Annotated in this window: 10 protein-coding genes and 3 pseudogenes; 4 read left to right on the top strand and 9 right to left on the bottom strand. The window is 59.2% G+C overall.

The features are described from left to right. Window positions 1-297: 297 nt before the first annotated feature. Both J5286_RS29225 and J5286_RS29220 read right to left on the bottom strand, forming a co-directional pair. Window positions 298-1332 (bottom strand): hypothetical protein, encoded by a 1035-nt coding sequence (locus J5286_RS29225; RefSeq protein WP_209193489.1) that lies wholly within the window; start codon window positions 1330-1332, stop codon window positions 298-300. Between the two features lie 382 nt (window positions 1333-1714). Continuing rightward, entirely contained in the window at window positions 1715-2059 is a 345-nt protein-coding gene (locus J5286_RS29220; protein ID WP_209193488.1) for a hypothetical protein, read from the bottom strand. A gap of 544 nt (window positions 2060-2603) precedes the next feature. Here J5286_RS29220 and repA point away from each other — a divergent pair. From repA to repC (J5286_RS29205), 3 genes are all read left to right on the top strand, one after another. After that, window positions 2604-3839: a plasmid partitioning protein RepA gene (gene repA, locus J5286_RS29215; RefSeq protein WP_209193487.1), complete on the top strand. Its 1236-nt coding sequence runs from the start codon at window positions 2604-2606 to the stop codon at window positions 3837-3839. Continuing rightward, window positions 3836-4807 carry a plasmid partitioning protein RepB gene (gene repB, locus J5286_RS29210; protein ID WP_209193486.1) on the top strand — a complete coding sequence of 324 codons (972 nt, stop codon included), beginning with the start codon at window positions 3836-3838 and terminating at the stop codon, window positions 4805-4807. The genes repA and repB overlap by 4 nt, the downstream gene beginning before the upstream one ends. Window positions 4808-4960: 153 nt before the next feature. Continuing rightward, window positions 4961-6175 (top strand): plasmid replication protein RepC, encoded by a 1215-nt coding sequence (repC, locus tag J5286_RS29205; RefSeq protein WP_209193485.1) that lies wholly within the window; start codon window positions 4961-4963, stop codon window positions 6173-6175. A gap of 519 nt (window positions 6176-6694) precedes the next feature. On the opposite strand, the pseudogene J5286_RS31425 reads toward repC (J5286_RS29205), so the two are convergent. Next, window positions 6695-7097 (bottom strand): annotated as a pseudogene (locus tag J5286_RS31425) (integrase); the annotation flags it as partial. 432 nt (window positions 7098-7529) lie between these two features. Then, on the bottom strand, window positions 7530-7724 hold the full coding sequence (locus J5286_RS29200; RefSeq protein ID WP_245206653.1) for a hypothetical protein: 195 nt from the start codon (window positions 7722-7724) through the stop codon (window positions 7530-7532). A gap of 177 nt (window positions 7725-7901) precedes the next feature. Between J5286_RS29200 and repC (J5286_RS29195) the strand changes: the two genes are divergently transcribed. Further along, complete coding sequence (repC, locus tag J5286_RS29195) at window positions 7902-8144, top strand: replication initiation protein RepC (protein ID WP_449090078.1); 243 nt, start codon at window positions 7902-7904, stop codon at window positions 8142-8144. Between the two features lie 142 nt (window positions 8145-8286). Here repC (J5286_RS29195) and J5286_RS29190 read toward each other — a convergent pair whose 3' ends face one another. From J5286_RS29190 to J5286_RS29170, 5 genes and pseudogenes are all read right to left on the bottom strand, one after another. Then, window positions 8287-9429, bottom strand: coding sequence for a tyrosine-type recombinase/integrase (locus tag J5286_RS29190; RefSeq protein ID WP_209193483.1), 1143 nt, complete (start codon window positions 9427-9429; stop codon window positions 8287-8289). After that, window positions 9426-9830 (bottom strand): type II toxin-antitoxin system VapC family toxin, encoded by a 405-nt coding sequence (locus J5286_RS29185; protein WP_209193482.1) that lies wholly within the window; start codon window positions 9828-9830, stop codon window positions 9426-9428. Before J5286_RS29185 ends, J5286_RS29190 begins: the two co-directional genes overlap by 4 nt. Next, complete coding sequence (locus J5286_RS29180) at window positions 9827-10084, bottom strand: type II toxin-antitoxin system VapB family antitoxin (RefSeq protein WP_209193481.1); 258 nt, start codon at window positions 10082-10084, stop codon at window positions 9827-9829. Before J5286_RS29180 ends, J5286_RS29185 begins: the two co-directional genes overlap by 4 nt. Window positions 10085-10597: 513 nt before the next feature. Then, a pseudogene (locus J5286_RS29175) lies at window positions 10598-11518 on the bottom strand (IS3 family transposase); the annotation flags it as partial. 281 nt (window positions 11519-11799) lie between these two features. Then, window positions 11800-11940: pseudogene (locus tag J5286_RS29170) on the bottom strand (transposase domain-containing protein); the annotation flags it as partial. Window positions 11941-12038 lie beyond the last annotated feature (98 nt).

Here is a 12038-nt window from a genome sequence, read left to right as displayed (position 1 = left end):
GTGCAAAAGCGGAGCGGGGACTGTTGCGCTCCCTCCCCTGCCCTGTCGCGCGAAGGACAGGCTTAGGCCAATGATCAGTGCGGGGTCGGGAGATGTGGTTGTCGTCGGCGTCGGCGTCAGCGTTAGGGGCATATTGCCGCCTTCGGACATGCGGTCGGCTTTGGGCATGCGGTCTCCTTGTCGGAGCCGCTCACGGCGCCCGACTTGAATGGAACTGGAACTGTGAATGGCGTTGGCTCGATCGCCGGCGCCGGGCCTTATCGGCAACGCCTGCGATCGATGGCCGTTTGACGCGCTTTACGCGTCGAGCATGCGGCGGGCAAAGCCGATCCGGATGCGGGCTGCCGGCGCGATGTCGTCCTCCGCGGAGTCGACATCGGCTTCCAGCCCATCAGCGTGGTCGTCGTGGAGGTCATTATCGCCAGTCGCGGACATCGAACGGCGGACACCACGCAAGGCAAAGCGTGACAGGCCAGACCCCGGCGTCAGCGTGGCGTGCTTGGCGATACCGAGCGCGCGATAGGTCGCCTCTTTCAGAAGTTGCTGCACACGCTGCCCGAAGCGACGACGCAGTTCCATCATGCATGCGGCTGCGCCATCCACCTCGAGCAAGTCATCCACCTCGCTCAGCGCCCAGATGCCGGCGGCATGATCACTCGGGCGGCTTGCGCCATCGACAATGGCGACGCCGACGGTATCGACCATCACGCGTTTCTGGGTACGGTAGAGCCAGTCGGGGAGGATCATGGCACTGGCCATCATTTTCATTTTCAACTCCTCCATCCGCGTCGTATCGCCGTATGAAGCCAGAGAACGTTTGAGATCGAGAATGACGGCGCTGTGGCGCCGCTTGTTGATGATGATGAGATCGGGCGTATAAGTGCCCTTCGATGGTGCATCGCAATCGAGACGGATGCTCTCCAGCAAGCCCCAATCATTGCCGGCTACCGCCTCGATCGCCGCTTTGACGAGCGGTAGTTTGATCGACTGCATCAGCACGACGAGATCGGAATTGGCTTGCGACAAGCGCAGCATCGCCTGTTCCAGCAGCTTGCCCTCGCGGAACGAGACAGCACGGACGAGCGAGGCGACCTGCACATAGTGTCCAAGGATCTCGTCGGCCACCGGTTCGCCGTCGGTGATCGCGGCAATCGCCTTGTCGATCAGCGTATCGAAGTCGCCGGCGACGTCGGCGTAGCGAACAAGATGCGGGTGACGGCGCGGCGCTGCCGGTGCCGACGAAACAGAAACTGCGCGGATTGCCGAAGCCGATGCTACTGGCGTGGACGAGAGAACTTCCCCGGCGGGGATGGTCGCGGTAGACGTGTTCATAGCCTGATTCCTTTCACTGGAAGGCTGAGGGTCAGGCCCTTGTCGGTGGTGCAAACACCGGCAAGGGCCGCTTGCTCCGGACATCCGGAACGCCCCAGTCCTGGCAGGACCCGCCAGGGATCTCAAGGATCTCCAAGCCAAAAAATGCAATCGGGCTCGATTGGCGTTAACGGAGGGCTCACGATCGGCGGTGTCCGCGCACCTGCCCGCGGCACGATGGTAAACACGCCGTTAACGCTGCGATATCAGCGAATTTCGAGTTTGGAATCGATTCAATCGCAAACGGCGTTTGCCAAAGTAACGGGGGGACGCAGTCACCTGCAGCGATCACGACGTTTACACCGGGCTGGCACCACTGAATATCAATCAGGCCAGCAGCAGCCTATTCGGGAAGATCCTGATCCGGCGGGCCATCCGGAAACAGAAGATGTGGCTTGCGCTGGAAATCCCAGTGTTCCCGTGTGTACTTCTCCACTAGGTTCTCGAATACCACGCGGCTTGCCGCCTCGTCGAAACCCTGCTTCGCCAGGCCTCTCGCCAGCCGTTCCCCCATCGCCTCCAGCTCGGCCTCGCGCTCCGGGCCCTGCACGCCGACGATGTACCAGTGTAGCAGGATCCGCGCGATGTCGTCGCGGCTCGGGCGACGCTCGGCTTTATGCCGTTCTCTCACCTCCCGCTGCCGGTCTCGTTGCTTTCGGTTGCGTTCTGCCTGTGACTGCTTCGCCATGGAACCCTTCCAGCCTTCACCTATCGGCAGCAAAACCGACGTCGGCTCTCGACGATGAATCGGCTTTCTCGATCTTCGAATCGTTCGTGTTCATCAAGGAATCGCTTGATCGCAATTTGTCTCAACGTGCCAGCACTTTGTCCTGAAGCACGGGCGATTGGCACCGAACTGGCGCTGGCTTCCTATTAGGGACTGGGCGGAGGCCGGCGCCAACTTTTCGTTCCGGTCCCCATGGCACTCTATGCGCGATTCGCTTCCACGGTACCGGGAAGGCGCGATAATCGCGTGAAGTAAGCGCAAGGCTGGCGGTTTTCGACTCTTTTTTCTCTGCTAGCAATGTCACCATCCGGACCGCCGCAATTGCTTGATTCCCAGGGATTGTAAGCGATGCGATCGGGATTTCCGCTGTATAACCAGTAGGTTTGTTAAGAATTCGTTTACCTTAAATCTCTTGCCGACTCACAGCTTTCCCGTCTTAGTGGATCTGCGGAGATTATCGGGTGACGCCACAAAATACCGCAGGTCATCCTAAAGGCACCAAGACATGGCGAAGAGCAAACAGGCACCATCTTCAAACACGGATCCATTGCGGGCTGTGATCCGGCGCCTTTCCGAGACGCTATCGTCCCAACTTCAGGCCCATCAGGCAAGAATTTTTCCGCCGACCGCCAGGAAAAGCATCCGCACCTTCACGCCTGCCGAGGTGGCGAAACTGCTTGGCTTGGCGGAAGGCTATCTGCGTACGGTCGTTTCCGATCTCGCAGCGCGCGATGACAACGATTTCAACCCGGCGACCGGCCCTGGCAACCGGCGCGTCTATACGGTCGAGGATATCGCCAAGCTGCGCAGGCTGCTCGATGAGAGCACGCGCGGCGCGCGCTCGCCGCGGCGCTACGTGCAGAACCGCGGCCCAGATGAGCAGTTGCAGATCATCGCGGTGATGAACTTCAAGGGTGGGTCCGGCAAGACGACGACATCCGCGCATCTGGCGCAGTATTTGGCATTGCGCGGCTACCGCGTGCTTGCGGTCGATCTTGACCCCCAGGCAAGCCTGTCCGCGCTGTTCGGGACGCAGCCCGAGCTCGACGTCGGGGAGAACGAAACGATCTACGGCGCGATCCGCTACGACGACGAGCGGCGGCCGATCCAGGAAATCATCCGCAAGACATACATCCCCGGGCTCGACCTAATCCCCGGCAATATCGAACTGATGGAATTCGAGCACGACACGCCGAAAGCGCTGTTGCAGCGACGCTCGGACGAGCCGATCTTCTTCGCCCGCATCGAGAGCGTGCTCAGCGAAGTCGAGTCGGACTACGACGTCGTGGTGATCGACTGCCCTCCTCAGCTGGGCTTCTTGACGATGTCGGCACTGACGGCGGCTACATCGCTGATGATCACCGTTCACCCGCAGATGCTGGACGTGATGTCGATGAACCAGTTCCTGGCGATGACGAGCGACCTCCTGGACGAGATCGCCAGCGTGGGCGCCGCCGACCGCAACAACTGGATGCGCTTTCTTATCACGCGATTCGAGCCGACCGACGGCCCGCAGAACCAGATGGTCGCGCTGCTGCGCAGCATGTTCGACGAGCATGTCATGGTCAATTCTATGCTCAAGAGCACTGCGATCTCTGACGCGGGTCTGACAAATCAGACGCTGTTCGAAATCGAGCGAGGGCAGTTCACCCGTTCGACCTATGATCGCGCGCTCGAGTCCATGAACAATGTCAACGCCGAGATCGAGGGCCTGATCAAGCAGGTTTGGGGAAGATCATGAGCAGGAAAGGCATATTCGCGCATCTGAGTGAGGCAAACCAGAGCGGTCCGTCGCTGCCTGCCCGGCCGCTTGCCAAGCCGAAGGCAATGGCGACGGTCACCAAGTCGCTCGGCGACCTCAGCTCGCGCAGTCAACGCGCCGATGAGCTCGAGCGGATTCTCGCCGAGGGACAGGCCGTCGTCGACCTCGACGTTTCAGTGATCGAGCCATCTTTCGTTCAGGATCGTATGCCCGGCGATATCGACGCGCTCAAGGCATCCATTCTCGAACAGGGCCAGCAGGTGCCAATCCTTGTGCGTCCCCTGCCCGACAACGGGGGCCGCTATCAGGTCGCGTTCGGCCATCGCCGCCTGCGCGCGCTGACGGAACTGGGTCTCACGGTCAAGGCCGTGGTGCGCGATCTGTCCGACGAACAGTTGGTCATCGCACAAGGCCAGGAAAACAACGAACGGCAGGATCTCTCCTTCATCGAGAAGGCCCGGTTCGCTGCGCGGCTGAAGGAACGTTTCGGCCGTGATGTCATCATGTCGTCGATGTCGATCGACAAGGCGCATCTGTCGAAGATGCTGTCGATCATCGACGTGCTGCCCTCGGAACTGATCGATGCGATCGGCCCGGCCCACGGGATAGGCCTGCGGAGCTGGCAGGATCTTGGTGCGCTCGTTCAGCAAGCGGCCTCGCCAAGGGAGATCGTGGACTACGCGACGTCGCGGGACATAAGCGCCCTCCCCTCCCCCGATCGTTTCAAGGCGGTCCTTGCGCGCAAGTCGAAGCCTGTTGTCCGCGGCGCCGCAGCCGTCATGTCGTCGCTGCGCGGCGAACGGCTTGCGCAGGTCAAGGACAGCAAGGCCAAATTGGAAATCACGATCGACAAGAAGGCGACGCCTGAGTTCGCGGCCTTCGTACTCGAGCAGCTACCGGCGCTCTTCGAGGAGCACCTGACCGGACAACGAAAGAAGGAAGCTTAACCGCAAAAGAAAAGGCCCCCAAAACGTGACCGTTTCGGAAGCCCATTCTGTTCTCTAGCAATTACAGAATCGCATTTCCGGGAATCATCGTCAAGAGTCTTTGGCATCGTTTTGATGAGCGCTTTTTCTTTGCCTGCTGAAAGGTGAAGGAAGATGCCTACGGGAAGTGTGACGACGCCATTCGGGCGGCGGCCGATGTCGCTTGCTCTCGTGCGGCGGCAACGGGCCGCAGCCGATATCAAGGCCGGGAAGACGGCCGACAAGTGGAAGATCAAGCGCGACGCTTCGGCGGCAATGGATCTGCTCGGATTGCAGTCGAACAGCCTGGCTGTTCTCGACGCTCTCCTCAGCTTCTATCCTGAAAACGATCTGCGCCAGGATGGCCAGCTGGTCGTATACCCATCGAACATGCTGCTTTCGCTGAGAGCAAACGGCATGGCGGGATCGACGCTTCGGCGCCATCTGGCATTGCTTGTCGATGCGGGACTGATCGTGCGCCGGGACAGCGCCAACGGCAAGCGCTACGCCCGCAAGGACGGCGCGGGCGAAGTCGAAAGCGCATTCGGCTTTGATCTCTCTCCCTTGCTCGACCGGGCTGAAGAACTCGCTGCTATGGCGCAGCAGGTGGCTGCCGAGCGCGCGGCCTTTAGAAAGGCGAAGGAAAGCCTGACGATCTGCCGGCGAGACGTGCGCAAGTTGATCTCCGCCGCCATGGAAGAGGGTGCGGCAGGTGATTGGCTCAAGGTCGAGGGCACCTATATCGCCCTGATCTCGCGGCTACCGCGCATTCCGAGCATTGACGACATCAGCAACATTCTCGATGAGATGCAGCTCTTGAAGGACGAAATCCTCAACCAATTGGAAATTCAGCAGGAATTCAGAAATAATAGCACCAATGATGCTCATGGCGAGCGCCACATACAGAATTCAAATACCGATAAACCTAATGAACTTGAACCTCGCTCTGAAAAAGAGCAGGGGGTGAGGCCGAGTGAAATCGGCCGGCCAATGCGGGAGCCGCTGAAGGCATTTCCGATAGGCATGGTGCTGAAGGCGTGCCCGCAGATCACCGATTATGGGCCGGGTGGCGCGGTCACAAGCTGGCGCGACCTAATGTCGGCCGCCGTCGTGGTCCGGTCGATGCTTGGGATCAGCCCATCCGCCTATCAGGATGCCTGCGATATCATGGGCCCAGAGAATGCAGCGGCGGCTGTTGCCTGCATGCTGGAGCGTGCCAACTTCATCAATTCGTCTGGAGGGTATCTGCGTGATTTGACCCGGCGTTCGGAGCGCGGCGAGTTTTCGCTCGGCCCGATGGTCATGGCGCTTTTGAAGGCGAACGGGCATGGCGAGCGCAAGGCCGGGTAGAGTTCATCGACGCTTGGCGCCTGAATTGCGGGTTTTTGCTTGTGAAAAGCTTGGAACGCTGAGTTGTTCGCGAACAACTCAGCTAATGGATTGAATAATAAGCATTTTCAGGTTTCGTTGTTGAAGGCAGGAGATTTACGCGTTTGCGCTGCTCGTTTTTGAGAGAAGGCGATTTCAACGGTATAGAGGAATTAGCTAAGGCTAGGCGATCTTAGCTCTTCCGTGCACTCAAGGGGACGGCGGTCGGTCTGGCCCCGCTGTCGCACCGACAGCCGTATTGAATGACCCGTCGGTGGGGTTGAGTTCCTCGTGCGCGCCTATACGATCCGCGCCGTCGATGTCGAACGTAAAGAAACTTAGGACCGACTTCTGCCAGCATCCGAGCCGGGCGCAACGATACTAGGCGCGGACTTCGGAGCGACCGCTCGATCGCGTCGGGCCGAGGTTGGCCGCCTCTGTAAGATAGCCCGATCCCAATCCCTGACCCGAATAGTCGTCCGGATTGCTGATTATAGGGCAAGAGGGCAAGGCACCCGAAAACACGCGCCATTTCGGCAAATGGTCGATTGGCGGTCCGTGTCGGGCGCATACGAGCCTACTTCACCTAGAAAACCTTGGCTGCGAGGCTGTCGGCCGACAGTAGCGGGCATGCCGTGATTACGGTCGGCCTCGCGCTTGACCGCATCCCACAAGTGATGCGGTAACGAACTTTAGAAGCAGCGCCTCCGGCGCCGGTTGGGGGAGGGGACCGCCGGTCACCGCTAGCAACAAGTCTGAAAATAAGGAATATCCGCGGTCAGAGCCCGCAGCGTATTCGCGCCCATGCCCCTGTTGACCAGATACCGCAAGGTCTTGTCATCCTGATCGATCGGGAACTCTGCAAGTTTATCACTTGCCGCTCGATTGGCCCCACGGGAGCCATCGTATCAAGCTCGCAGGCTCTTTATTGATCAGATCGTGATCCGGGCTCATCGTATCATAGAAGACGGAGGATGAACTTTAAGATCTGTCCGCTCAGAATCATTCTCTGAACAATAGCATTGCCTTACTTATCGGGGCGACATTGTAGGAGAATCCGTCGCCCATATTAGCGCGGCTGGATAACGACCGTGGCCGAAACGCTCAATCGATTCCTCGGCCGGGCGATGGTGATTCTCGTCGGAAACGACGGTCGTCACATTCGGCGTTTCGGCAAGTTGATGACCTTCTCTCGACCGATACCCGGCCTGAAGACTTCGTCCTCTAGCTCATCGGTCGGTACGGAGATGTCAACCGAGGTATCGACAGCGATCATGTTGGCAAGCCGTCTTCGTCGTGCGCCAAGATCGTGCCGTCCGGGATGTTGCGCCGATCTTCAGCTGCCAGATTGCCAAACGACGTCCATCGGCTGGCGGGGCTTGTACTCACGCAGCGCCTTATCGTAACGCTTGAGCGCCAGCTCCACGAGCCGGCTGATCGGCTGTTCGGTGCGGCAGGACTGGGAGTGGTTGAGATCATGGGCCTCGCTGCTGCGAATGTAGAGCTGCGATTCAGAGATAGCGTGCCTCATTTTTCACTCGCCGAATATAGGGGGCGAGACGGGAAATGACACTGTTTCTGGCGCGGATGGTTCCGTTCCGAAATGACATCGCGCATCGAGATGCTGATTCCCGCAAGCTTAGCTTCAAAACGCTGGGCGGGCGCCATAAGTCTTGTACGGCGCTGGCGAGGATATCCGCGATAGCGTCTGGGGCACGGTGTCGCTTGGGGGAAACCCATTGGTTACAAGGAGACGTACTGGACGATGGGGCTGGAGAACGCGGCGGTGGCTATGGCTTGCGTTTTGGAGAGAGAGGGTATGATCAATTCGTCTGGTGTGTATCTGAGAAACTTGACGAGGCGGTCAGAGCACGTTGAGTATTCTCTCTATCCAATGCCGATGGCGTTGTTGAAAACCCAGCGCTTTGAAGGGCGTCGCGCTGTCCAATGAGACGAATGTAACTAAGCGATGAATGCTCTAATCCGAACTTTGACGGCCGTTTTTTCTGAAATTTAATAGAATGAAAACAATATATTATCCTGCTTTATGGCAGGTCTGATCAGCTCTCAGTCAGCCAGCTCAGGTCACTCAATCAAAGCATCCTAGCAGCTCGTCCGCTGCGTCGGGTAGCATCATTGTAGTAGCTCGATGCCTGCTGCACCGATCGATGTCGAGACTGTTCCATGGCTTCGGGGAGGGGAATACCGCGATTGGCAGCCTCCGTGAGATAGCCGGATCGTAACCCGTGCGCCGAATAGTAGGCCGGATTAAGACCCGCCAGCGCAGCGCGGCTCTTAACGATATCGTTGACCGATTTCGGATCGAGGGTCCTTGTGGACACATTGCCCCAGCGATCGATCTTGCGAAACACCGATCCTCTTTCGATCCTGGCGGCCTTCAACCAGGCATTCAATGCCTCGACCGGCCGGCCGGTCAGATAGACGACCTCATCGTCATCGGCGCCCGAGGTCTTGGTGCGGCCGAGATGGATGGCCATCGAGGGGAGGGGAGGGCCGTCCTCAGCGGCGATCGGCGGCTCGACCGCCAGCTGATCGCAACGCAGTCCAGCGACCTCGCTGCGGCGGCGCCCGCCGGAGGCGAAGGCGACCATCAGTATCGCGCGGTCCCTGAGATCGCGGAGACTGTCGGTATCGCAGGTGGAAAGCAACAGGGCCAGCACATCTGCTGTGACCGACTTGGCGCTCTTGCGCTTTCTTGGCCGCGGGGTGGCGCGCACCGCGAGCCGGATCGCTGATTTCAGGGCAGGGGAGGCGAAGGCGCCGGTCAACCCACGCCATTTTGTCAAGGTCGACCAGCTGGCGAGCCGTCGGCGCACCGTATCGGGCGCATGCGGGCCGACGGCGCGTAGAAAACTCTGGCTACGGAGCTGCTGGTCGACGTCATCGGGCATGCCGTGCGCAGGGTCCGTCTCGCGCTTGACCGGATCCCAGAGATGATGGGCAACGAATTTCAGGAGCAGCGCCTCGGGCGCCGGCCAGGGGAGGGGACTGCCGGTGGCCGCCAGCGACCAGGCCTGCAGATAAGCGAGATCCGAGGTCAGGGCGCGCAGCGTGTTTTCGCCCATGCCCTCGTTGAGCAGATGCCGCAACGTCTCGACGTCCTGGTCGGTCAGCAGCTCGGCGAGCTCGTCGCGGCGATCGATCGGTAGCACGACGGCAATGGTATCGAGCGCGTGAGCGCGGCGATCGATCGGATTGCGGCTCGGGCTCGTCATATCATCGAAGACGCGGGATGAAGTTTAAGATCTGTCCGCCCAAAATCGTGTCCCTTGAACAGGAGCGGCGCCTTGGCGAGCGTGGCGACAGCGTAGGAGAAGCAGTCACCCATATTGAGCGCGGCTACATGACGACCGCGGCCGAACCGCTCAAAGGCGTCCTCGGCCGCACGATAGTGTTTTTCGTCGAAGACGACGGTCGTCACATTCGGCGTTTCGGCAAGCTGCTTGATCATCTTTGCTGCGCTGGCAAAACCTTTGCCAGTGAGGACCATTCGCACTTCCAGCAAGGTCGGCCAGCCAATGATGACCGGCTCTCGGCCGAGAAGCGGTCTAAAGACTTCGGCCTCCGGCTCATCAGCTGCTATCGCGATGATCACCGAGGTATCGACGGCGATCATATTGGCAGACCGTTTTCGTCGTAGAATTCGTCGTGCGCCGAGGTCGTGCTAGGCGGGATGTTGCGCCGATCCTCGGCTGCCAGGTCCCAGACGGCATCCATCGGATAGCGGGTCTTGTCCTCACGCAGCGCCTGGTCGTAACGCTCGAGCGCCAGCTCCACGAGCCGGTTGATCGGCTGCCCGGTGCGGCGGGAAAGGGCGTGCGCAAGATCGCGGGCCTTGCTGCTACGAATGGAGAGCTGCGGTTCAGACATGGTGGTCCTCATTTCTCATGCGCCGAATATAGGGGAAACGACTAAAGATGGCAATTTTTTCGCTGCGGATGGCTTACTTCCGATAAGAGATACTTATCGTATTTTAAAACCTAATCATCGATCATGCGCAGTAACGAACTTTAAATATCTAATAGCATTCGTTTAGAGAATTATTTACCATACAATCAATAAGTTATAGTATTGTCCATCTGCCCATCGAAGGCCTACTGAAACTTGTTTCGGCGGCAACAGCGGCTTGATGCCGGTTCGACGGGTGCATCGGTCGCTCGAATGTGGCGCCGGCTTCCGTTGGCCCTATCGCCAGCCGCCGGTCCGAAACGGCGTCCTTAGGATGGGATTCTTGTCCTTGCCCAGCGCCAGTCCTAAAGCTTGAGCGCGAGTTCCATCAGCCAGTTGATCGGCTGCCCGGTGCGACGGGAGGGGCGTGAGCTCGATCGCAGGCCTTGCAGCTGGGAATGGAAAGCTGCGGTCGAGTGACCTTGCCCCCAAGTTTTATCCAGTTTTGAGTTCGCTCCAGCGGTTTTGGGGTGCTGTATTCGGGGCGGTAGCGGCGGGTTGCGATGCGGAGCCATTCCGGCTGCGCAGCACCGCATCACGTCTCGGGTTGATTGTCTGAGCGAACTCGGCAAGTGTCATCCAGCCGCGTCCAGAGTGTGGTCGATGATCATTGTAATCGCTGCGCCAGTTTGGGAGCGCTGAGCGAGCGTGGTTCAGCGACGAGAAGAGCGTTTCATTCAAGAACTCGTCTCGCAGCCTCCCATTGAAGCTTTCGATGAAGGCGTTCTGGATCGGCTTGCCAGGCGCGATGTAGTGCCATTCCACCTTGGTCCGATCCGTCCATTGCAGGATCGCGTTGCTGGTGAACTCGCTGCCATTGTCGCTGACGATCATCTTCGGCTTTCCGCCCCCCTCGATGATCCGCTCCAGCTCACGGGCAACCCGTAGGCCGGAAAGTGACGTATCGGCGACGAGGCCCAGGCATTCCCTGGTGCAATCGTCGACGATCGTAAGCACGCGGAACCTGCGGCCACCGGTGAGCTGATCCGACACGAAGTCCAGCGACCAACGATCATTGGCTGCCATCGGGATCAGCATCGGTGCGCGTGTGCCTGTCGCTCGTTTCCGTCCGCCGCGCTTGCGCACCGTCAGCTTCTCTTCCTGATAGAGCCGGAAGAGCCTCTTGTGGTTCACAATGTGGCCCTCACGCCTGAGCAGCACATGAAGGCGGCGATATCCAAAGCGGCGGCGTTCGTGCGCCAGCGCTTTCATCCGCTTGCGAAGGTCATGATTGTCGAAGCGCCTGGTTTCGTAACGGATCGTCATCCGGTAAAAGCCGATGGCTTTACACGCCCGCCGTTCGCTCATCTGGTGGCAATCCATCAAATGAGAAACAGCTTTCCGCCTTGCTGCGGGGTAAGCATCCGGCGTAGGCCGCCTCGTGGTCACTGATTTCTCTGTGACCAAACTTCTCATCGACGAATGGAGAAGATAGGCAAAATACGGTATGCATTAGCTAGATTAACGGTTTTTCTGTCGCCATGAGAGGTGCGCAATGACCTACAAGACGGGCTCCATTGCCGCCGTCTGCCCACGATGCGGCAAACCCGCCCTGCAATCCCCAAGCAAAGGGATTTGGTGCGCTCACTGCAGGAACGGATCAAAGAGGTAGAGCTGCGACACCTGTTTGTTGGTGATCACGCCGCTTGAGCTTCTGACGCTGGCGACGTCCAATTCCAAGGAAGCAGTTGCTCCAGCCTGGTAATCGGCATGTCTGCGATGCGGGCAAGAACGTCGGCAAGCCACGCCTGCGGATCGATGTCGTTGAGCTTGGCACTTTATACCGACCGGCGAACTATGCCGATTGCCTCTTCTGATAGGAACGGTCCATCGGGCGTTCCCGGCAGGTTCGGCGTTGTGCCGGTTGATGACACTC

This window comes from Rhizobium sp. 16-488-2b, assembly GCF_017741815.1.
Lineage (GTDB): Bacteria > Pseudomonadota > Alphaproteobacteria > Rhizobiales > Rhizobiaceae > Rhizobium.
The sequence above is the reverse complement of the archived record's forward strand: the minus strand, read 5'-3'. Positions and strand labels throughout refer to the sequence as shown.